The organism is Nitrosococcus watsonii C-113, assembly GCF_000143085.1.
In the GTDB taxonomy this organism is placed as follows: domain Bacteria; phylum Pseudomonadota; class Gammaproteobacteria; order Nitrosococcales; family Nitrosococcaceae; genus Nitrosococcus; species Nitrosococcus watsonii.
Genome location: NC_014315.1, coordinates 2,079,570 through 2,100,968 on the forward strand (window position 1 = coordinate 2,079,570; position 21,399 = coordinate 2,100,968).

Below are 21,399 nucleotides of genomic sequence, written 5' to 3' on the forward strand. Positions count from 1 at the left end.
TTATCTCAAGGGTGTGCAGTAGGGGTTAAATCAGACACACTTATTATTCAGCACAATGACAGCGAATCTATCGGTAGGTAGGTCGCAAACTTGATGAGGCTCCGGGCAATAACACGGGTAGTTAGATATCATTTTGGATATGCACGCAGAACCAAGCAACGCTGAGTAGCGTTTTATCGATGAATGCGTCCATTGCATGGGTGTAGCCTTTAGCCTGCCAGTTCATTAACGCCGTATTCTGGATCATGCGCACTGGCGCACCCTGTGGCGTGAGCTGCCACCGGATCACGGTGACAGAAGCCACACGCACTGCTGGTTCATCCGTTAGCGCGATTAAAGGTGTCTGGGAGAGATTGCTAAGTTTTGACTGGCGAACCGGACTATGAATGGCTGATGCTCGAGGCCAGCTATTGTAAAGTCTATCCTCATGCGGCAGGGGTCATAAGCGGCTATCAGAGTATAAGCCCTACAAAAGAGAGCTTAATACCCAAATACTCTGGCTGCTGATGGCATGATATGCCGCACAGAGTCTTTAAATTACGCAAAGTACAAAAGCGGATTGCACGCAGGCTAGCCGCCCGATTGAAGGACTTGATGCGCTCTATAGCGATGCCATCATTGAATAAGCAAAAAATCAGGGTATGGAAATGCTAATCCCACCAAGGAAAAACCGCATTGTTCAAAGGCCATGGGATTAAGAGCTCTATAAGCTAGGCCATCTTGTCGAATATGCCTTCCTTCATCTCAAAGGGATTGTGCTACAGACTAGACTACTCATCCGGACATGGGTTTCGAGAAGCTAGCATAAGCAGTCTGCCTCTGTCCCCCTCAGTGGAAGAATGCAAGGTCAGACAGTATCGCCGCGCTCTCAGATTGCCTCGAAAACCGCCCGGCCACCTGATAGTAGCGCATGGATACTTCTATAATAGGGTACTCATGAATTAAAGACTTACGTAACTCCCTTTGCAGAATCCCAATAAGTTTTTCCTAAGAAAGCAGAACGAGAAGCGACCAAAGAAACGTTAATCCGGAGAGTTCAAAGACATCTCTCTACTTCTTTCTATCATCTCGCCAGTTTTTTCTCCAATAGAGCGGCTTAGTGTTTTTTCTAACTTTGCCGCGTAATTAGCCAGATAAAATATAAAAAAGATATTCATTGTTTGCTCAGGAATCTCTTTTCTAAACGCTTCTTCCCTGGCTTCACGCACTAATTCAAAAGATCTTTCATTGACAGTAATCATTATGCTTCACCTCAAAAGTGTTTGATATTATGAGTATAGATCGGAATATTTATATATCCTGTTCCTAGTATTTAACCCGTGCTTGGCTTTTTCCGATAACTATTTCTCATAATCACCAAGATTTGAACCTCCATCTCGAGGCCATAACCATCCCACGGCTGACCGAGTTATCGTCACCTAATGCAGTAAGTAAAGGGTTAAGCAGGATCGGTGGGTATAACGCACCGGCTAAATGACTTAGGAAGAATAACTCTAGGGTGACAAGCAGCTGATAAACTTATCAAGTATTAATGCCATACCCCGGATGCCCATTAGGTACAACCTTCCTTAAAGGTCGCTTCAACGGAGTATTGGGCGATCTAGATCTACTATAGTAGACAAATTCGCTGAGCCGAAAATCCACTAAAAAATGTACGAATCAAGCTTAGAGACTATTTCAAAATACCCTTTGGCACCGGCAAATTAGCTATCTACCATGCATTCTACAATGCCCCCCGTGTATTATGGTGCCATCTACACCAACCTCGATCATCACGTTTTTTAAAACAATGGATTATGAACGAGTATATTCTTTAGCATAATCCTCCATGGATGCAGCCACCACTTGGAAAGCATGTTCACGGCCATAGATCTCGCCTAGGGAAACGAGCGGAGCTTCACCTGGTATCAGTTTGTATGTAGAAAAATAGTGGCGCAGCCGTTCAATTAAGATAACGGGAAGATCGGAAATATCTTTAGCGGTATTCAAAAAATCGTCTTTCTCTAGTACAGCGATAATCTTGTCATCAATCTGTCCTTGATCGATGGTTTGTAGCCCCCCTACCACTCTAGCGCTCAAAATTACTTCTGAACGATTAATGGGCCTTTCACTGAGCACACAAATATCCAAGGGATCTTCATCTCCTTCCTCTGCTCCCTCACAAAGACTTGCCACCAGATCTCCGCAATAGGTTCTTGGAATAAAACCATACAGGGAGGGAGGAAGAGAAGAACTACGCTGAGGACGATCAACCCGTAGATAACCCGTATTTTTATCGATCTCGTATTTCATCAAATCAAAGGGAGTAATTTCAATATAAGCATAGACGCGTTCTGGTGGATGCAAGCCCGTTTCTAACCCATGCCAAGGATGAGGACGCCAACGGGAAAAATTTTGGGGGGCACTCATATAATCAACTCCTTCTTTACTCAATGCCTCGGATAGTTTTTTAACCTATTGATATGAAGAGATCTGGTATTAGGTAAGGATACCTACCGCAACGTCATTGTCTAGCGATCACCACACATCTCCAGGCTAACAATAAAAACCGTTCGTTTTATAGTAAATGTCCAGTACCTCAACTGGCGCAATAGGAATGGCCATACTTTATATTATTGAGTATATAGTTTTTACGGAAAATTGCGTGATATTGGGACAAGAAAGCTTTCTAGCTTATTTATATAATAGCTAAAGGGTTCTACGTCCGCGCGATAGAACTGAACTAACTATCGGCATTTAGACTATTATAATTATAGTAAGCTCAATGAGCTGGGCAATTGGGAAGCCTTGGAAAACGACCGAGATATGTGTTCCTCCTTGAAACAATGAAAAGCTTACTGTTATTGGATATCTGTAGGCTCAATATCCCGGCAAGCTGCCAGACAGCAGCCACCTACCCAACACAGCATCACGTTTGCTGCAGACGGTAACCCCTCCGGCCTCAATTCCACCACATCTACCGGCTGATAGTTCCCAAGTTTGGTCCAGCAATCTGGACCTAATGATGAGCGTCTTTCTTGAACGCTTAAATTCGGTATCGTTCTTCTTGGGCATGCTCATCGGTGTTCCCCTTACCTTGATTTGATACGATAAAGTATCAATGCTACTGCGGCTCACCCTTTTATCGGCACCATAGAGTTGCCTTTACACATTAAAGTTAAGTGATAAATAGACAACAATCCTATAAAATGACTATGCTTTATTTTGATTGCATACTAATAATGAGGTAGTTCTGGTATGAAAGCTTATTACATAATTCCTGTCATAATACTTGCCATAACGCCTGCTTATGGTGCCGAACCACAGATAAATATGGAGCATATGCAGCAACGTCTTCAAAAAATGGAAACCATAATGGATCAGGCACACACGGCAAAGGGGAAAGATGAGCGCAATAGACTCATGAGAGAACACATGCAATTGATGCTTGAGCAAATGCAGGAAATGCATCACATACTGGGTCACGAAAACAGACCTCAAGATACCCAGCAGTGGAGGCAAAATGTAGAACAGCGGTTGGATGTAATGCAACAAATGATAGAACAAATTCTGGAACAAGAGAAAATGCACTCTGATTCCATTATGGGATTACCTGTACCAGGGTGAAGAATTGCCATGAATTCTCGCTAGCACTTTTGTAAGACACAGGAAAACGTACCCTATATTATGCGGCAGGCAAGGACGCCGCCGTCTCTTGCCAAAATTTATTTAGCCTAACAGCGCCACTTTTGATGCAACAGAAAAATTAGCTTTGGTCTTAATAACCAAAATAAAATCGCCTGGCTGTTAATCCAACGCTAGCCCTAGCCAAGCAAACAGTTGAAATCCCCTATAAATAGGTGGTGAAAGTCCACTGATTTCCCCCATCCCATCATGCCATCAAATTACTTTTATCCCTTCTTTTTAATTGAAATTATATAATTATCTAACTCTGCTAGAAATAGAGCTTGGTGGCATTCAAGGTAGGTATGTCGGCTAAATCCTAGTTTTCAGCTTTGCTCCAGTGGCATGGAGCAATCTCCCATCGACATTGATCCAATGGAAGTTACTCTTACAGATTTGCCTGACGTCCAGTATTTTTATCAGCCAACATCTATTCATATGGTTAATAATGGCCACAGCACACTTCAAGGAACCTACGATCCAGGCAGTTTTATTATAATCGACGATATAGAATATGATCTTCAACAATTCCATTTCCATAGCATTAGCGAGCATACCTTAGCTTTAGGCGCCCATTTCAAAATGGAAATGCACTTAGTGCATACCAGCGCGGATGGAAAAGCTGCCGTCGTCACCCTGCTAATTCGCGAAGGGGAGGAAAATCAAACCTTAAAGGAAATATGGGATAATATGCCAAAACATATAGAGCAAGAAATTTTCTTCCCAGCTGAAAATTCTTTCAACATTATGGATACGTTTCCTTCTGATCGGCGCTCTTACCGTTATGAAGGCTCATTGACTACTCCCCCTTGCACAGAAGGAGTCCGCTGGATAATACTCAGAGAACCGATTGAGATGTCAGCAGAGCAAATAGAAAAATATAGGAACATTACCCAGCATGTCTGCTGCTCTAATAACAACCGTCCTATCCAGCCATTAAATGGGCGTCGGGTTTTCTTTGATATCATTGATACCAGCGCTTTTTAATACTTACCAAAAATTTTGCTAGATTAACGCGCTTCCAATAACCTCTTCCTCTACAAAATAGTTTGTGCCTACGGTAAAAACTTATATTTATATATTCCCTCCTTAGGGTAAGGGAGTACTTTATTCCCAATACTGGTTGCGGCCATAGTGGCTATAAAGGCTGATTTCGTAATCGCGGCCAATAAGCTGACCCTCTTCGTATTCTGGTGCTGAACGGATAACTTCACGCAAAAGCTCGACCCGCACCTTGCGATCCTCCCAATCAACTTGTTCAATCCAGGTAGGCGCCAAAAGAATTTTTTTCCCAAACCAACCGCGATGAGTGCTGATTTCTAAATACCGAACGACCCAATCTTTTTCATCAATGACAAAATCCTCGACATATCCAACCTCGCCATCACGGGCTTCAATACGATACCCTGTGACCTCAGCACTACTACGTAAATGGGGATCTTCGGCTTTTTCTCTCTGATTTTCAGAGTCCCAACCCAGATAACCCAATAAACTACTTCTCCAGTAAGGCAGCCAGCTATAGTGCCGATGATATTCCTCTTCCTGTTGCCTTGATAGCGGCTGTTTCACACTCAGAGGCGGACTCGCTTCTATCTGTTCTCGGGTTAGTTCAACTTGCAGAGTCCATTTTTCCTCATGGATAGCGCCTAACGCCTCGGGAGTAATCAGCACCTGGCGCCCTACGAGCCAGTGGCCCGTTTCCACAACCAGATAGCGTATTTTCCATGAGGAATCGTCGAAATAAACTTCTCGGAGTCTACCCACATCTCCATCTTTAGCATGTAATGTGAAACTTTTCAGATCTTGGATTCTTCTCATAATATGCAGCATAGGCACCTCGATAAATGCAGTAGAACAAAGAATAGTTCCCTTACCCTATAGTCTTTCCCTCCTAAATGAAGTCTTAAAATACCGATAATCATCTACCCACCCACCGAAACAAAAAGGTAACTTGTCACACCGATCCAATCCGAACCGATGTCTATAGACCTCAGTTTAGTCTAAAAATTTGTAAATTTTATTTTTGCCAAGGAGTCTAAAGGGGCGCAGCGACCGCCTAATAGAGAATAGAAATACAGTTTTACTTTAAAACGACAGGCCCCATTAAATGCCGTGCCGTAGAGCTTCGGGCTACCTTTTAACCCTGTTCATCATTGGATTGCTCAGTCTCTTTTGGCACCAGCTTTGCCAGGCTCAGGGTAGACCTCTGCCAAACACGGGGAACGGATAGGCGTATGTCCTGATATAACACGTATAGCACCGGAATAAAGAAAATGCCGATCACCGTTGCGGCAAGCATACCGCCAAACACCACAAAGCCCACTGAAGTTCGGCTAGCAGCACCGGCGCCACTAGCGAACAACAACGGACTGACACCGAGAATGAACGACAAGGCCGTCATCAATACCGCTCGAAATCGCAGACGCGCTGCCGCCAGCGCCGCCTCATGGGTACTCAGCCCCTGCTCGCGCCGCTCCTTGGCAAATTCGACGATCAGAATGGCACTCTTGCCGGCCAATCCGATCAGCATCACGATACCGATTTGCGCATACAAATTATTGTTCAAAAACGGTAACACTACCACCGGTAACAGAGCGCCAAACAAGGCGAATACCACCGAGCTTATCACCCCCAGGGGCAGAGTCCAGGATTCATACTGCGCCACCAAAAATAAATAGGCGAAAATGATAGCAAGCGCGAAAATGTAAATGACCAGCGCGCCGGCGGCTAGCTCTTCCTTGGAGGTGCCGGTCCACTCGATGCGGTAGCCTTCGGGCAGAGCCTCGGCGGCGACCTGCTCCAGCGCGGCGATGGCCTCGCCGGAGCTGTAACCCGGAGCCGGATTACCAGTAATGGCGGCCGACTTGAATTGATTGTAACGGGTAATCGACAATGGCCCCAAAACGGGCTCAACATCAATCAACGCCCGCAACGGCACCATTTCACCAGAGCCGCTGCGTACATACAGATTGCCAATGTCCTTAATAGCATTGCGGTATTCGGCCTCGGCTTGCACCATAACCCGGTAACTTTTGCCAAACAGATTAAAGTCATTCACATAGAGCGAGCTTAAATTGGCGCTCAGGGTGGTAAATACATCAGCGAGGGAAACCCCGAGCACTTTTGCCCGCTCACGGTCGATATCCAAATAGAGCTGTGGCGCACTAGCCGAGTAGGTGCTGAACACCCCCATCAAAGCCGGATGCTGGTTAGCTGCGAATACTAGGCTACCCATGGCGGCGGCTAACTTTTGCGGGCTGCCACCACCGAGATCCTGCAGCTGCGCCTCGATACCACCGCCGGTCCCTAGCCCCGTGATCGGCGGTGGCGGAAAAGCGAAGGCTTCAGCGGTAGCGATGCTAGCCAAGGAGGCATTAAGTTGGCCGAGAATAGGCTCCCATTGCAATTGAGGACTGCTACGCTCATCCCAAGGAGCAAGAATGGGGATAACCAGGCCAGCATTAGAGGCCGCACCACCAAGAATACTGAAACCCGTTACCGAGATCACATCGGTGATACCTGCCGTATCCCGCGTCATCTGGGTTATCTCGTCTATCACGGTTTCTGTGCGCGCCAGGGAAGCGCCGTCTGGTAGCTGTACATTGACCATCAGTACGCCCTTGTCCTCGGTCGGCAAAAAACCGCTGGGCGCGCGCAGGAATAAGTATACTGTCGCCACCAGGAAAATCAGCGCCAGCAACAGTGCGGGCCATAAATAGCGCAACATCAAAGCACAAACCCGAACATAGCCGTTGCGTGATCTGTTCACCAACCACGCGAAAGCGCGCAACAGCCCATACGCCTGGCCGGAATCGGGCTTAAGCAATAACCGGCATAGGGCGGGTGACAAGGTTAAAGCGTTGAGAGAGGAGATCGCAACTGCCACCGAAATAGTTACCGCGAATTGCTGATAAAGCCGACCGGTGATACCAGGCATAAACGATACCGGCACGAAAACAGCAAGCAACACCAGCGTGGTGGCAATGACCGGCCCGGTGATCTCGGCCATGGCACGACGAGTGGCCTCACGTGCCTCTAGGGCACTCTCCCGCATAATACGCTGGACGTTTTCCACCACGACGATGGAATCGTCAACAACGATACCAATCGCCAGAATCATAGCGAACAAGGTAATCGTATTGGCGGAAAACCCCAACACGTACATAACGGCGAAAGTGCCCACCAGGGAAACCGGAATCGCACAAACCGGTATCAGGGTCGAACGCCAGTCGGCGAGAAACAGGAAGGTTACCGCCACAACCAAAATAAAAGTTACAAACAAAGTGTTGATGACTTCCTGTACCGAAGCCCGCACCGCCTGAGTGGTGTCGTACAGAATGTGGTATTCCATGTCTGGGGGGAAGCTTGTCGCCAGGCGCTCCAATTCAGCGTAGATTTGATCGGCTACTTGCAATGCATTGGCGCCTGGCGATTGATAGACCACCACGGAGGCTGCCGGTTGGCTATTAAGTTTAGAAATAGCATTATAGCTTTGCGAACCCAACTCAAGGCGAGCAATATCCTTAAGCCGCACAAGGGAACCATCGGCCCTGGCCCGGACAATGATACTTTCAAATTCCTCAACCGTTGCTAGCCGCCCCTTGGCCTGCAAGGTATATTGGAATTGCGGCGCTTTGGTGAATGGTGGCGCCCCGAGGCTGCCAGCGGACGCTTGAATATTTTGCTCCTCAATAGCCTTGACAACATCGCTTGCGGTTAAACCCAACGCGGTCAACCGATCAGGGTCGAGCCACACCCGCATACCGTAATCCTGGACCCCAAATTGGGAAACATCGCCCACGCCAGCAATGCGCGCCAAGGAATCCTGTAGATAAATCGAGGCATAGTTACTGAGAAACAGGCTATCCCGCGAACTCTCGGGTGAGATCAGATTGACGATCAACAACATATTGGGGGACTGCTTGCGGGTGGTCAGACCCTGACGGATGACTTCCTGGGGCAACTGGGTATTGGCCACAGCCACCCGATTCTGCACGTTGACCGCGGCGATATCCGCATCGGTACCGACTTCAAAAGTGATGTTCAACTTATAGGTGCCATCACTGGAACTGGTTGAGGACATATAGCTCATGCCTTCGACACCGTTGACCTGCTCCTCGATAGGGACAGCCACCGACTGCTCCACACCCTCAGCATTAGCGCCAGGATAACTGGCCGATACCGTCACCTGGGGCGGGGTAATTTCTGGAAATTCCGCCACAGGAATCAGGCTGAGGGCAATACCGCCGACCAGCAGAATGACCAGCGATATGACCAGGGCAAACTTGGGCCGATCAATAAAAAACGCTGAAAACATGGCTCAGCGTTCGTCCGTAGTGACCGGATTAACAGACATATTAGGCCGTACTTTCTGCACCCCCTGGACGATGACCCGCTCACCGGCGGCCAAACCGGACTCGATCACCCAGTCGTTATCCACCTGGCGGTCAGTAACGATACGGCGTACCTCAACCTGGTTGGCACGATTGACCACGAGGACAAAAAATCCCTGCTTATCTTGCTGCACCGCCGTCTGGGGCACTACCAACGCGGTGATCGGCTGTTTCCGGCGAATCAACACGTTGACGAACTGGCCTGGCAGCAAAATTTCTTTGGAATTAGGGAACAACGCCCACACCTGAACGGTATCAGTGCCGCGATCAACTTCCGGGGCAAGATAATCAAACCGCCCTCGCTCGGGATACAGACTGCCGTCGGCAAGCACCAGGGATGGTGCGACGGGGGGATTACCGGAGGCAATAATTCCTTGCTGGCGGGCATTGAGCAGCACCTTATCGCTGACCGCCAGGCTGACGTGGATGGGATCAAAGCTAAACACGGTCGCCAATGGCTCACTACCTGGACCGACCAGGTTACCCACGCTGTAAGTCGCGCCACTGATACGTCCACGGATCGGACTGCGAATTTCAGTATAACTTAAACTTAGCTCAGCGCTCTCCAGCGCCGCTTGCGCCTTGAGTACATTGGCTTTGGCGATACTGGCTTCGGCCTGAGCGGTATCCAGATCCGCGGCCGATACCAGTTTGCGGTCATGCAACTCCTGCAACCGTCTCAAGTTAGCCTGGGCATTTTTCAAACTAGCCTGGGCGGAGGCAAACTCGGCTTTTACCTGTTGAACCTGAACTTCAAAGGGCCGCTTCTCAATGACAAATAATAATTGATCCTGCTCCACCAAGCCGCCTTCTTCAAAATTACGCTGCTCCAGAATACCCTCGATACGCGCCCGCAAGGCTACCTCATCCCGTGCTTCAACCCGGCCTAGTAACTCGAGGGTGGGAGTGATATCGCGTTTATGCACTTTACTGACCATGACGCTAGGCGGCGGTGTTTGAGATTGTGCGATCGCGGTAGTAGACATAATGACTAGATTGCCCAGCAGGCAAATCATCGGCAGGATAAGTCTAGCCATGGAAAATTTCCCTAATAAAACACTAAATAAGACAAAGTATGGAGGGATATTTCAAGTTACCTCAAGTCCGATATCGAATATTCCGACGTAGCCTGCTGCCTCCCTAGCTAATGGGAGTATCAATACATTGCCACCCCGTTGGAAGATACGATCGTCTTCGTTGCTCAAATTACGCTGCCCTTTCTTGGCGTAGGGTGCCTGCGCATGTACTCGGTCAGTGATGGAGTCATCAAAGCTGCGAGGTGAACTCATGGCCCTGGGGCGAGACGGAATCGGTGCGAATCTTGAAATGAATTATGAACAGTCCTGCCCGGATACCACCCTGGATAAATAGTCACAAACTCGGCTTTCCCCATGGCATCCGTTAATTGGTATCCTCGCAAAAACTTCTTCCCCCGGGTATCGAATAACCCGTTGATGTCCTGAAAATCCGAGTAAACGCCAAGCGCGTCACATTGCCAAACATCCACCATGGCGCCATTTAAGGGTGTGCATACCTTCCCCTCTAGCTGGGAGACGCGAAACACTAAGCGCAGCGGAACCCCTTTTCTCATCGAATGGTCCGAGGGCTCGAACCGGATGTCGGAACGGTTGAGCTTTTCATCCACGAAATAGGGTCCTTCCGTTTGCTGGGGTCTCACCACGCAGGAAGGCGTTGCCGCCATTGCCCCCTTGAGCGGCGTCTGCGTTGGTGTTCTAGGCATGGGTTGTCCACTTACACGCCCTCCCATCACCAGTGATGCCGCCGTTACTCCGGTTAGAAGGAGCATCCGTCGTCGGCTAAGATTACACCCTATTATCTTCATGGTAACTTACCTCCCATTAATTAGGTATCTTTGCTACCCAGCATTGGGATAATGCCCAAGATTTTACCCATGGATCTTACGTACTTCATTGATGCGGGTTTCCTATCTCTTAAACGCCTATCTCGAACAGGCGCAATAGACATAGCTTAAGCAAATCCAGCACGATAACAGCTAACATCCCTATAACGATACGGAAATACTTAGTGAATAATATTTAGTTTAGCTTTAGAGAGGTTGATGGGGATCGTTGTTGTTGTCTTTAATACTGACTGGTGCGCAACACACCGGCCCCAACCCATCTCTCAGCATGAAAAAGCTTGGAGTTTCGCCATGACTAGCTGCGGTTCGGTCCATCCTCACCTGGCTAGCCTAGAGAATTCGCGTTTCCTCGCGGTCCTCGGGCGGTGGCTAGGCCACGGCCCTTGGGGTTTTTACCGCTCCACGCGCTTTAGAGGTTCCGGCGCTCCCCGCCGTACCGAAAAACAACACATTTTGGGCCGCGTTGATATCCCTATCGTGGACAGCCCCGCATTCACAGACCCAGTCCCTTACTTTCAACGGCATGGACTCTTGAAGAGCACCGCACGCCGAGCAGGTTTTGCTGGTGGGCGCCCATCTATCCACGATAAGCACATCACGCCCATACCATGCGGCTTTGTACTCGATTTGCCGCCTGAGTTCATACAAGCCACAGTCCGCTATAGCTTTACTCAGGCGTTGGTTTCTCAACATCCCTTTGATGTTCAAATCCTCCAGGCCAATCACTTGGTTCTCGTTGATCAACCTGTTGGATTGTTGGTGCAAAAAATCACGGCGGCTATCCTTGATCCGGGCATGAATTCTGGCGACGTGGACTTGTTGCCTGCGCCTGCGCTGAGAGCCTTTCTTCTTGCTAGAGAGTCTGCGCTGGGCCATTTTCAGTTGCCGGGCATAGCGGTAAGTGTATTTAGGCGCACCGGATTTATACCCCTCGGAGGTGATGACCACATCCTTAATTCCCACATCCACGCCCACCGCATTCCTTTTGGCAGGCAAGGGGAGGATTTCTACCTCGCAGGCCATGCTGGCGAAATAGCGCCCGCATGGGTCTTTGCTCACCGTCACCATCTTCGGAATGCCGTTTATCTTACGGGACCACTTGAGTTTAAGCGCCCCAAGCTTGGGCAACTTCAGCCACTTACTTTCGGCGTTGAAGTTCTTCGCCACATGGCGTTGGTCCAACTGATAGCGTACCGATTGGGTGTGGTGGCGGCTTTTAAAACGCGGATAGCGAGCACGGCCCGCAAAGAAGTTCCTGAAGGCCGTATCCTGGTCTCTGAGCTTTTGGGTATGGCAACCGGCGGTAGCCTCACTCAGCCAGGGATACTCGGCCTTTTTCATTGCCGTCAGCTTGCGACTGAGACGGATAGTGTTCAGCGACTCTCCATGCTCTTGATACGCCTCCGTTCGGGTTTCCAAGGCCCAATTCCACACAAAGCGGGCATGACCGAATTCAATAGCCAATTGCCGCTTCTGCGTAGGCGTTGGGTAGAACCTGAATCGATAGGCGCGTTGTGTTACCATACAACAATTGTACAACAACCGTATGGTAACAACAATGGCAAGAGAGTTATTGAATGTTCGAATCGAGTCCGAACTCAAGGAACAGCTTCAAGCGTTAGCAAAAAGAGAAAACCGCACGCTATCAAACTTGGTCGAGACGGTGCTGGCCAATTACGCAAAACGCGAATTCATGGCGAAACGAAAGTAATGCGCCCCTCGCGCTCGCAGCAAAGTTTCACTTCGCACTCTCGCTGGGGGGTCGTCGTACATCCTTGTACTCCTTCAATGTCTATATTCCCATTTGACTGGCGCTTCGAGGAAAAATAATGCAGCCACCTAACTCCGAAAAGGGAAGAATCAATTTACTCCTGCAACGTGACGGATTAGAAGCGGCCCGAAACTGGGTGGAAAGAACGCTCAATAACTATCGTAAAGCAATCGCTAGCCCGGCTAATCATGCTTCCCAAAAAAACTATAAACCCCTTTTTGAACAATCGATCGAAGAATTTGAACAATGGCTATCCACTCACCCGGAGACAATCTCCAAGGAGAAAAAACCTAATTCCTAGGTTAAAAAACACCCCTTGGCTTTCTCGGATACTTATCTATACCTTGCACTTGGCGCTTTTCTCAACTACGTTTTGGTAAAAGATTGTTAATCTCCATAAACATAATGCAATTTACTGAATTTTGGCCTTTTATTCTCTACGTAGCCATAGTCTTCAGCCTGGTTGCGCTGATACTTGGGCTCTCCTATATTTCAGGCCAGCGCCATCAGGAAAGGGCGACGGGTGAACCCTTCGAATCGGGCGTGGTGACGGTAGGCTTTGCCCGTCTGCGTTTTCCCGTTAAATTTTATTTAGTGGCCGTTTTATTCGTCATTTTCGATATGGAAGCGGTATTTCTTTTTGCCTGGGCAGTGGCTTTCCGGAAAACAGGCTGGATAGGCTACGGGGGGGCGTTGGCTTTTATTATCATATTGGTAGTGGCGCTTATTTATGAGTGGCGGGTGGGCGCCCTGGATTGGCAACCCAAGAGAAGAAAACACAAAGAACATAGGCGATTAACCTAATGCGATGGAGATTAAGTAAACCACAAACAGCGGCTTCAGTTGAACAAAGCAAAGGTTCCTTCGAGGATGCAATCCGGCGTAATTTACTCTTTGCCCGGTTACAAGATCTGGTTGCCTGGGGCCGGAAAAATTCTCTCTGGCCTTATAACTTTGGTCTTTCCTGCTGCTATGTGGAAATGGCCACTAGTTTTACCAGTAAATACGACATTGCCCGCTTTGGCGCGGAGGTTATTCGCGCTACCCCCCGGGAAGCGGATCTTATGGTGATTTCAGGGACGGTATTTATCAAGATGGCGCCCGTGATTAAGCGTCTCTATGAGCAAATGATGGAACCTCGCTGGGTCATTTCTATGGGCTCATGCGCCAATTCTGGCGGGATGTACGATATTTACAGCGTAGTTCAAGGAGTCGATAAGTTTCTCCCTGTGGATGTCTATGTGCCTGGCTGCCCCCCCCGTCCCGATGCCCTGTTGGAAGGACTGCTATTGCTGCAGGAAGCCATCGGCAGGGAGCAACGTCCCCTAAGTTGGGCCATTGGCCCCCAGGGAGTCGAAAGAGCACCTAAACCTAGCCTGCGAGATCAAAAGCGAGCCGAACGCCAGCGGACGACGGTATTGCGGAGTCCGGATGAGGTCTAGTCCGCAGCCGACTCCGCCAGTGGCCGGGTTGACTCCCATTGGGGAGGTGCTTTATCGCCAGTTTGGCGAAACCAATTTTATCCGGCAGGAAACCCACGATGGGATTCCCACTTTCTGGATCACCAAGGCACAGATCCCTAAGATTTTACGGTATCTCAAATCAGAGCTGGCCTCCCCCTATGCCATGCTCTACGATCTAACCGCGATTGATGAGCGGGTCCGAACCCATCGGCCAGGGCAACCGGCAAGCGATTTCACCCTGGTCTATCACCTCCTCTCCTTTACCCGCAATGAAGATCTTCGCCTTAAAGTTCCCTTATGGGGAGAATCCCCTTCCGTACCCACTATCACTCCCATTTGGCCCGCTGCCAACTGGTATGAACGGGAAATATGGGATCTCTTTGGGATCAACTTTGAAGGCCACCCCCAACTTCGCCGTATTCTTCTGCCACCGACCTGGCAGGGCCACCCATTGCGCAAGGATCACCACGCCCGGGCAACCGAGGTGGACCCTTTTACCCTATCCGAGGAGAAACAAGCGCGAGAGCAGGAGGCCCTGCATTTTAAACCCGAAGACTGGGGGATGCAGCGGGCCTCCGGCAGCACTGATTTTATGTTCCTCAACCTTGGCCCCAACCATCCTAGCGTCCATGGAGTTTTTCGGATTGTTCTGCAATTGGATGGGGAAGAAATCGTCGATGCCGTGCCCGATATCGGCTATCACCATCGGGGTGCTGAAAAAATGGGGGAGCGCCAATCCTGGCATACCTACATTCCCTATACGGATCGGATCGATTATCTAGGGGGGGTCATGAACAACCTTCCCTATGTCCTGGCTGTCGAGCAACTGGCCGACATCCAGGTCCCGGAGCGGGTCAAGGTCATTCGAATCATGCTGGCGGAACTCTTTCGCATCGCCAGCCATCTGGTGTTCTACGGCACTTTTGCTCAGGATATAGGACAAATGTCCCCGGTTTTCTATATGTTTACTGACCGGGAGCGGGTGTTTGACATTATTGAAGCCATCTGTGGGGGCCGGATGCACCCCGAATGGTTCCGTATCGGTGGCGTGGCTCAGGATCTGCCCCAGGGGTGGGATGGCTTGATCCGGGATTTTCTGCATTACTTTCCCCCGCGCCTGGACCAGTACGACAAAATTGTCATGAATAACCGGATTCTTAAAAAGCGCACTCAAGGCGTGGGAAGCTACACGGTGGATGAGGCTATTGAATGGGGAGTCACCGGACCGGGCTTGCGCGCCTGTGGCCTGGAATGGGATTTTCGCAAACAACGCCCCTACTCGGGATACGAGCAGTTCCAATTTGATATACCTACCGCCCAACACGGAGACTGTTATGACCGGTGCTGGGTACGAGTCGAGGAGATGCGCCAGAGTCTACGGATCATCCAGCAGTGCCTCGACCATATGCCGGCAGGTGCCTATAAGGCCGATCACCCCCTAGCCACACCGCCCCGGAAAGAACGCACCATGCACGACATCGAAACTCTGATTTCTCATTTTCTGAGCGTAAGCTGGGGGCCCGTGATTCCGGCCGGGGAAGCTTGCGTGGGCATTGAGGCCACCAAGGGCAATAATAGTTACTACCTGATTAGCGACGGCCACACCCAACCCTATCGGGTCCGCATCCGCACTCCCTCTTTTCCCCATCTCCAGATGATTCCCTTTATTATTCAGGGAGCCATGGTGCCGGATCTGATTGCCCTCATAGCTAGCATTGATTTTGTGATGGCGGATGTAGACCGGTGAAAAGGCAAACTTAACGGAGACAACACCATGCTCAGTGCTGAGGAAATCAAAGCAATTGATGCCGAACGGAGTCACTACCCAACCGCCCAGGCCGTCGGGATCGAAGCGATGAAAATCGTGCAGCATCACCGGGGTTGGATCTCCGATGAAAGCCTCCGGGAGATTGCCGACCACCTCGGCTTGAGCGTGGAATCCTTGGACGGGGCGGCCACATTCTACAACCTTATTTTTCGCCGGCCAGTAGGCAAGCATGTCATTTTAATCTGCGATAGTGTGAGCTGTTGGATTATGGGCTACGAACAACTGCGGGAGCAATTGCAAAAGGAGCTTAAAATTGGGCTGGGGGAAACCACCCAGGATGGCCGTTTTACCTTGTTACCCAGTTGCTGCTTAGGGGCTTGTGAGCGTGCCCCCGTGATGATAGTGGATGAGGATCTCCATGGAGATCTGGATTCGGAGAAAATAGGTGAAATTCTGGCAGACTATGAATGAACAGAAACTCCATGATCACGCCCCTTACGCAAAATATTACGCCTAATCGGGAACCACCGGACCTCAAGCAATACGCGCAAGCTGGAGGATATCAAGGTCTCCAACGGGCGATCAAAACCTTAACCCCCCAAGAAGTATTGCAAGAAGTTAAAGAATCCAACCTGCGGGGCCGGGGTGGCGCTGGCTTTCCCACCGGAAAAAAGTGGAGCTTTGTTCCTATGGGAGACGATGCGCCCCGCCCCAAATACCTGGTCGCTAATGCCGATGAAATGGAACCGGGCACCTTCAAGGATCGCCTCCTTATGGAAGGCGATCCCCACCAATTACTGGAAGGGATGATCCTGGCCAGTTACGCCATCCAGGCGGAAGTGGCCTACATTTTTTTACGGGCGGAATACCGGCTGGCCGCACAACGCCTTAAGAAGGCTATAGCCGAGGCTTATGAGATGAACTACCTGGGCAAAAATCTTCTCGGATCGGCGTTTAGTTTAGAACTCCATCTTCATACTAGCGCTGGCCGTTACATCTGCGGGGAGGAAACCGCCCTGCTCAATGCTCTGGAAGGCAAGCGGGCGATTCCCCGCGCCAAACCCCCCTACCCTCAAGTTAGCGGCTTGTGGGGCCAGCCTACCGTTGTGAACAATGTGGAAACCCTCTGCAATGTTCCCCATATTATCGCTCGGGGCGCAGCCTGGTACCAAAATCTCAGCCGAAGCGAAGATGGCGGCACCAAATTTTATGGGGCCAGTGGCCGGGTCAAGCACCCTGGGGCATGGGAACTGCCCATGGGAACCCCTATTCGTGAAATCCTGGAGGAGCATGCTGGTGGCATGAAGGATGGTTTTCAACTCCGGGGTTTGCTACCCGGCGGGGCCTCCACGGATTTTCTCACCGAAGAACACCTGGATGTGCCTATGGATTATGACTCGGTACAGTCCGCCGGCAGCCGGCTCGGCACCGGCACCATGATCATTCTCGATGACCGGACCTGTCCCGTGGGGATGCTGTGCAACCTGGAACACTTCTTTGCCCAGGAATCCTGCGGTTGGTGTACTCCCTGTCGGGACGGTCTGCCCTGGGTGGAAAAAATTCTGCTGGGGATTGAACAAGGTCAAGGCCAACCCGAGGATTTAGACTACCTGACGATGCACACCCGCTTGCTGGGACCTGGCCATACCTTTTGCGCCCATGCCCCCGGCGCCATGGAACCCCTCCAAAGCGCCCTGAAATATTTCAGGGCTGACTTTGAGCAGCATATCCATCACCAACGCTGTCCGTTCAAATAAGCAGGATTCAGGGACAATGGCCAAAATCTATATCGACAACCAGGAGTTTGAAGTGGAGGGGCAGAACAGCCTGCTCCAGACCTGCCTGTCTTTGGGCTTCAACCTCCCCTATTTTTGCTGGCATCCCGCCCTGGGCTCCGTGGGGGCTTGCCGGCAATGCGCCGTCAAGCAATTCAAGGACGAACAAGATACCCAGGGACGCCTGGTTATGTCCTGCATGACACCGGTTAGCGATGGCGCCCGTATCTCCATTAAGGACCCTGAAGCCAAAGCCTTTCGCGCTAGCGTCATTGAATGGCTCATGACTAATCATCCCCACGATTGTCCTGTGTGCGAGGAAGGGGGGGAATGTCATTTACAAGACATGACCGTGCTAACGGGCCACACCTACCGCCGCTTTCGTTTCAAGAAACGGACCTTTACCAATCAATATCTGGGACCCTTTCTCAACCATGAGATGAACCGCTGTATTGCTTGCTACCGCTGCGTCCGCTTTTATCAGGACTATGCTGGCGGAGAAGATCTCCAGGTATTCAATACCCACCATCATGTCTATTTTGGCCGCCATGAAGACGGCATATTAGACAACGAGTTTAGTGGTAATTTGGCCGAAGTATGTCCGACCGGTGTTTTCACCGACAAACCTTTCAGCCGTCATTACACCCGCAAATGGGACTTGCGGGGCGCTCCCTCCGTGTGTATCCATTGCAGCCTGGGCTGCAATACCACGCCTAATGAGCGCTATGGCCGGCTAAAACGAACACTTAATCGCTATAATCATCAGGTCAACGGCTATTTTCTCTGTGATCGGGGCCGTTTTGGCGGTGACTTCGTGAACAACGAGCAGCGGCTCCGACAACCACGCTTGCATAAAACAGGCAACTTCCAACTGGAATCCGCCACCCAAGAGCAGGCGTTACACCATGTGGCTCGACTCATCACGGAAAAAGACGCGCTTGTGGGGATTGGCTCACCGCGAGCGTCCCTGGAAGCTAATTTTGCCCTTCGTACTTTGGTAGGGCCGGAGCGCTTCTATTCCGGCCTATCCGAGCCGGAAGAAGCCCTTATTGCTACCGCCGCCCATATTCTACAAAATGGCCCTGCCCGGATACCTTCCTTACAGGAAGTGGAGCAGGCCGATGCTATTTTGGTCTTAGGCGAGGATCTTCTCAATACCGCGCCGCGGCTGGCCTTGAGCCTACGCCAGGCAGTTCGGCAAGCATCATGGGGAATGGCGGAGGAACTTCATATTCCCTCTTGGCAGGATTTATCGGTTCGGGAAGCGGCCCAACAACAAAAGAGTCCTTTGTTTATCGCTACCTCCGCGGCTACTGGCCTAGATGAGCTTGCCACTCAAATCTACAGGGGAACTCCGGCGGATCTGGCTCGCCTTGGTTTCGCCATTGCCTATCAACTAGATCCCAAAGCCCCGGCAGCACCCACACTTACCTCGACCCAGCAAGCCCTGGCAGATTCTATCGCCAAACATCTTAAACAAGCCCAGCGGCCTCTAATTATCTCGGGCACCAGCAGCCAAAGTCAGGCACTACTCCAAGCAGCCGCGAATGTAGCCTGGGCCTTGAGTAACTACCGGCAACACACTACCGATCTGTACTTAACCCTGCCCGAGTGTAATAGCCTTGGACTTCACTTGCTGAACGGCGTTAGCCTAGATAAAGCCTTCAAAACAGCGGCGGAAGGCAAAGTAGAAACGGCTATCATTCTGGAAAATGATCTCTACCGGCGGGCCGATCGGGCCACCGTGGAAACTTTCTTGAAACAAGTGCGGCAGGTAGTGGTCATCGATCATCTTTGCCACGACACTATGGCCCAAGCGGAAATCGCCCTTCCTGCCGGTACCTTTGCCGAATCGGAGGGCACCTTGGTGAGCAGCGAGGGTCGGGCCCAGCGATTCTTTCAGGTTTTTGTTCCAGAAAATGGTATCCAGGAAAGCTGGCGCTGGCTTAGCAAAGCCATGGCTGCCGCCGGGCGCGAGGAAGGCCGCTGGCAACGCCTGGATGAAATCACCCGGGCCTGTGCCGAGACCATGGACTCTCTGAAAGGTATTACCCACGCGGCACCCTCGGCGAGATTTCGTATCCAAGGAATGCGAATCCCCCGCGAGCCCCATCGCTATAGCGGCCGCACGGCCATGACCGCCGATATCAGCGTGCATGAACCTAAACCACCGCAAGATTCGGATTCTCCTTTTTCCTTTTCCATGGAGGGGTATCCTGGACAGCCGCCTTCAGCCGCGATCCCCTATTTTTGGGCTCCCACCTGGAATTCTATCCAATCAGTTAACAAATTTCAGGAAGAGGTGGGCGGACCTTTGCGGGGAGGTTCTCCCGGCATTCGCCTGATCGAACCTAAACCGGGGATAAGAATCACCTATTTCGATCAGATTCCTCCCGCCTTCCAACGCCGCGAGGAACAATGGCTAATTCTACCCCTTCATCACATTTTTGGCAGTGAGATGCTAAGCGCCCTGGCACCAGCTATCGCCGAGCGCGTCCCGGCCCCTTACCTAGCTCTTTCCCCCGAAGACGGGGCTCGACTTGAACTGGACTCCGGCGATGAAGTTGCCCTCACCCTAAGGGAAAAAACCTATCGCCTGCCGGTTCGCCACCAAAATACTTTGCCCCCAGGAACAGCAGGAATCCCTTGGGGTCTGTCTGCATTGAAGGGCATTATTTCCTTGCCTGCCTGGGGTCAACTCTCCAAGGGGACGCTATGAACGCCACCCTGGCCTCGCTGCTCAATATTTTCGGAATCCTGGGAGCACTGCTCACGCTAGCGGCCTTGCTGATTTGGATCGAGCGCCGCTTGCTGGGGTTTTGGCAGGATCGCTATGGTCCCAACCGGGTAGGTCCTTTCGGCATCCTGCAAGTGGTAGCCGATGCCATCAAGCTGCTTACCAAGGAAGATTGGGTACCTCCTTTCGCCGACAAACCGGTCTTCATCCTCGCGCCCACCGTGGTCGTCATTGCCTCCTTGTTAGCCTTTGCGGTGATTCCCTTTACGCCCCATATTGGCATTATTGATCTCAACATCGGGCTACTATTTTTCCTGGCCATGTCGTCCCTTTCCGTCTATAGCGTAGTATTAGGGGGCTGGGCCTCCAATAACAAGTATTCCTTAATGGGGGCTCTGCGGGCGGCGGCCCAGATGTTGAGCTATGAGGTTTTCATGGGTTTATCCCTGATGGGGGTGGTCATGCTGGCCGGTACCTTTAATCTCCGCGAAATCGTAGCAGCCCAGCAAGGTTTGTGGTTTTGCATTCCCCAGTTCCTTGGCTTTGTGGTTTTTCTGATCGCTGGGATCGCGGAAGCCCATCGCCTGCCCTTTGATCTCCCAGAAGCCGAAACTGAATTGATAGCAGGCTTTCACACCGAATACTCGGGCATGAAGTTTGGCCTATTTTTTGTTGGCGAGTACCTCGCTATTCTTTTGATTTCGGCTTTGATCGTGACGCTGTTCTTTGGCGGTTGGCGAGGGCCTTGGCTGCCGCCCTTGCTCTGGTTTTTTATCAAATTCTCTTTCTTTGTGCTGTTCTTTATTTTGCTGCGAGCCGCGCTCCCCCGGCCCCGCTACGATCAGCTTATGGCCTACGGCTGGAAGCTGATGTTGCCCCTGACACTACTCAACCTAGTGGTTACCGGCGCGGTGGTGCTGACCCTTGACGGAGCCTAATCCCCAAAG

18 protein-coding genes and 2 pseudogenes are annotated in these 21,399 nt (G+C 50.8%); 11 read left to right on the forward strand and 9 right to left on the reverse strand.

What is annotated here, in order from left to right; translation table 11 throughout:
* Nucleotides 1-121: 121 nt before the first annotated feature.
* The 3 genes from NWAT_RS09250 to NWAT_RS09260 all read right to left on the reverse strand — a co-directional run bounded on the left by NWAT_RS09250 (nt 122) and on the right by NWAT_RS09260 (nt 2,409).
* A complete protein-coding gene (locus NWAT_RS09250; protein ID WP_041350649.1) occupies nt 122-304 on the reverse strand; it encodes a hypothetical protein in 183 nt (60 codons plus the stop codon).
* 718 nt (nt 305-1,022) lie between these two features.
* Nucleotides 1,023-1,241 carry a hypothetical protein gene (locus tag NWAT_RS09255; protein WP_013220831.1) on the reverse strand — a complete coding sequence of 73 codons (219 nt, stop codon included), beginning with the start codon at nt 1,239-1,241 and terminating at the stop codon, nt 1,023-1,025.
* Nucleotides 1,242-1,794: 553 nt separating this feature from the next.
* Nucleotides 1,795-2,409 (reverse strand): inorganic pyrophosphatase, encoded by a 615-nt coding sequence (locus NWAT_RS09260; RefSeq protein WP_013220832.1) that lies wholly within the window; start codon nt 2,407-2,409, stop codon nt 1,795-1,797.
* An 828-nt stretch (nt 2,410-3,237) separates the two neighbouring features.
* Here NWAT_RS09260 and NWAT_RS09270 point away from each other — a divergent pair.
* Together NWAT_RS09270 and NWAT_RS09275 are read left to right on the forward strand one after the other, a co-directional pair.
* Nucleotides 3,238-3,606 (forward strand): hypothetical protein, encoded by a 369-nt coding sequence (locus NWAT_RS09270; protein WP_013220833.1) that lies wholly within the window; start codon nt 3,238-3,240, stop codon nt 3,604-3,606.
* Nucleotides 3,607-3,999: 393 nt separating this feature from the next.
* A pseudogene (locus tag NWAT_RS09275) lies at nt 4,000-4,650 on the forward strand (carbonic anhydrase); the annotation flags it as partial.
* Nucleotides 4,651-4,770: 120 nt separating this feature from the next.
* Here the strand turns inward: NWAT_RS09275 and NWAT_RS09280 are convergent.
* From NWAT_RS09280 to NWAT_RS09300, 6 genes are all read right to left on the reverse strand, one after another.
* Nucleotides 4,771-5,481, reverse strand: coding sequence for a PRC-barrel domain-containing protein (locus NWAT_RS09280; protein WP_232420089.1), 711 nt, complete (start codon nt 5,479-5,481; stop codon nt 4,771-4,773).
* A 319-nt stretch (nt 5,482-5,800) separates the two neighbouring features.
* Entirely contained in the window at nt 5,801-8,980 is a 3,180-nt protein-coding gene (locus NWAT_RS09285) for an efflux RND transporter permease subunit (protein WP_013220835.1), read from the reverse strand.
* 3 nt (nt 8,981-8,983) lie between these two features.
* A complete protein-coding gene (locus tag NWAT_RS09290; RefSeq protein ID WP_013220836.1) occupies nt 8,984-10,093 on the reverse strand; it encodes an efflux RND transporter periplasmic adaptor subunit in 1,110 nt (369 codons plus the stop codon).
* 51 nt (nt 10,094-10,144) lie between these two features.
* The gene (locus NWAT_RS17465; RefSeq protein WP_232420090.1) at nt 10,145-10,345 is read right to left on the reverse strand and encodes a peptidase associated/transthyretin-like domain-containing protein; all 201 of its coding nucleotides are present in this window, start codon (nt 10,343-10,345) and stop codon (nt 10,145-10,147) included.
* Nucleotides 10,342-10,863 (reverse strand): dioxygenase family protein, encoded by a 522-nt coding sequence (locus NWAT_RS09295; protein WP_232420091.1) that lies wholly within the window; start codon nt 10,861-10,863, stop codon nt 10,342-10,344. The genes NWAT_RS17465 and NWAT_RS09295 overlap by 4 nt, the downstream gene beginning before the upstream one ends.
* 444 nt (nt 10,864-11,307) lie before the next feature.
* A complete protein-coding gene (locus NWAT_RS09300; RefSeq protein WP_232420092.1) occupies nt 11,308-12,402 on the reverse strand; it encodes an RNA-guided endonuclease InsQ/TnpB family protein in 1,095 nt (364 codons plus the stop codon).
* A 94-nt stretch (nt 12,403-12,496) separates the two neighbouring features.
* On the opposite strand from NWAT_RS09300, the gene NWAT_RS09305 reads away from it, so the two are divergent.
* The 9 genes and pseudogenes from NWAT_RS09305 (at nt 12,497) to nuoH (ending at nt 21,390) form a co-directional block, all read left to right on the forward strand.
* Nucleotides 12,497-12,649 (forward strand): ribbon-helix-helix protein, CopG family, encoded by a 153-nt coding sequence (locus NWAT_RS09305; RefSeq protein WP_041350652.1) that lies wholly within the window; start codon nt 12,497-12,499, stop codon nt 12,647-12,649.
* 118 nt (nt 12,650-12,767) lie between these two features.
* The gene (locus NWAT_RS09310; protein WP_013220838.1) at nt 12,768-13,010 is read left to right on the forward strand and encodes a hypothetical protein; all 243 of its coding nucleotides are present in this window, start codon (nt 12,768-12,770) and stop codon (nt 13,008-13,010) included.
* A gap of 104 nt (nt 13,011-13,114) precedes the next feature.
* On the forward strand, nt 13,115-13,513 hold the full coding sequence (locus NWAT_RS09315; RefSeq protein ID WP_013220839.1) for an NADH-quinone oxidoreductase subunit A: 399 nt from the start codon (nt 13,115-13,117) through the stop codon (nt 13,511-13,513).
* Nucleotides 13,513-14,025 (forward strand): annotated as a pseudogene (locus NWAT_RS09320) (NADH-quinone oxidoreductase subunit B); the annotation flags it as partial. The gene NWAT_RS09315 and the pseudogene NWAT_RS09320, both read left to right, overlap by 1 nt.
* A 115-nt stretch (nt 14,026-14,140) precedes the next feature.
* Nucleotides 14,141-15,919 (forward strand): NADH-quinone oxidoreductase subunit C/D, encoded by a 1,779-nt coding sequence (gene nuoC / locus NWAT_RS09325; RefSeq protein WP_013220841.1) that lies wholly within the window; start codon nt 14,141-14,143, stop codon nt 15,917-15,919.
* 27 nt (nt 15,920-15,946) lie between these two features.
* Nucleotides 15,947-16,411 carry an NADH-quinone oxidoreductase subunit NuoE gene (nuoE, locus tag NWAT_RS09330; RefSeq protein WP_013220842.1) on the forward strand — a complete coding sequence of 155 codons (465 nt, stop codon included), beginning with the start codon at nt 15,947-15,949 and terminating at the stop codon, nt 16,409-16,411.
* The gene (nuoF, locus tag NWAT_RS09335; RefSeq protein ID WP_041350655.1) at nt 16,408-17,697 is read left to right on the forward strand and encodes an NADH-quinone oxidoreductase subunit NuoF; all 1,290 of its coding nucleotides are present in this window, start codon (nt 16,408-16,410) and stop codon (nt 17,695-17,697) included. Before nuoE ends, nuoF begins: the two co-directional genes overlap by 4 nt.
* Nucleotides 17,698-17,713: 16 nt before the next feature.
* Nucleotides 17,714-20,434, forward strand: a complete 2,721-nt coding sequence (gene nuoG, locus NWAT_RS09340) for an NADH-quinone oxidoreductase subunit NuoG (protein WP_013220844.1) — start codon at nt 17,714-17,716, stop codon at nt 20,432-20,434.
* Entirely contained in the window at nt 20,431-21,390 is a 960-nt protein-coding gene (gene nuoH / locus NWAT_RS09345; protein WP_013220845.1) for an NADH-quinone oxidoreductase subunit NuoH, read from the forward strand. The genes nuoG and nuoH overlap by 4 nt, the downstream gene beginning before the upstream one ends.
* Nucleotides 21,391-21,399 lie beyond the last annotated feature (9 nt).

Coding starts and splice junctions, on each gene's coding strand:
- nuoG (WP_013220844.1), top strand. CDS start 17,714: ATGGCCAAAATCTATATCGACAACCAGGAGTTTGAAGTGGAGGGGCAG.
- NWAT_RS09260 (WP_013220832.1), bottom strand. CDS start 2,409: ATGAGTGCCCCCCAAAATTTTTCCCGTTGGCGTCCTCATCCTTGGCAT.
- NWAT_RS17465 (WP_232420090.1), bottom strand. CDS start 10,345: ATGAGTTCACCTCGCAGCTTTGATGACTCCATCACTGACCGAGTACAT.
- NWAT_RS09290 (WP_013220836.1), bottom strand. CDS start 10,093: ATGGCTAGACTTATCCTGCCGATGATTTGCCTGCTGGGCAATCTAGTC.
- nuoC (WP_013220841.1), top strand. CDS start 14,141: ATGAGGTCTAGTCCGCAGCCGACTCCGCCAGTGGCCGGGTTGACTCCC.
- nuoH (WP_013220845.1), top strand. CDS start 20,431: ATGAACGCCACCCTGGCCTCGCTGCTCAATATTTTCGGAATCCTGGGA.
- NWAT_RS09295 (WP_232420091.1), bottom strand. CDS start 10,863: ATGCTCCTTCTAACCGGAGTAACGGCGGCATCACTGGTGATGGGAGGG.
- NWAT_RS09310 (WP_013220838.1), top strand. CDS start 12,768: ATGCAGCCACCTAACTCCGAAAAGGGAAGAATCAATTTACTCCTGCAA.
- NWAT_RS09305 (WP_041350652.1), top strand. CDS start 12,497: ATGGCAAGAGAGTTATTGAATGTTCGAATCGAGTCCGAACTCAAGGAA.
- NWAT_RS09280 (WP_232420089.1), bottom strand. CDS start 5,481: ATGAGAAGAATCCAAGATCTGAAAAGTTTCACATTACATGCTAAAGAT.
- NWAT_RS09255 (WP_013220831.1), bottom strand. CDS start 1,241: ATGATTACTGTCAATGAAAGATCTTTTGAATTAGTGCGTGAAGCCAGG.
- nuoE (WP_013220842.1), top strand. CDS start 15,947: ATGCTCAGTGCTGAGGAAATCAAAGCAATTGATGCCGAACGGAGTCAC.
- nuoF (WP_041350655.1), top strand. CDS start 16,408: ATGAACAGAAACTCCATGATCACGCCCCTTACGCAAAATATTACGCCT.
- NWAT_RS09270 (WP_013220833.1), top strand. CDS start 3,238: ATGAAAGCTTATTACATAATTCCTGTCATAATACTTGCCATAACGCCT.
- NWAT_RS09315 (WP_013220839.1), top strand. CDS start 13,115: ATGCAATTTACTGAATTTTGGCCTTTTATTCTCTACGTAGCCATAGTC.
- NWAT_RS09285 (WP_013220835.1), bottom strand. CDS start 8,980: ATGTTTTCAGCGTTTTTTATTGATCGGCCCAAGTTTGCCCTGGTCATA.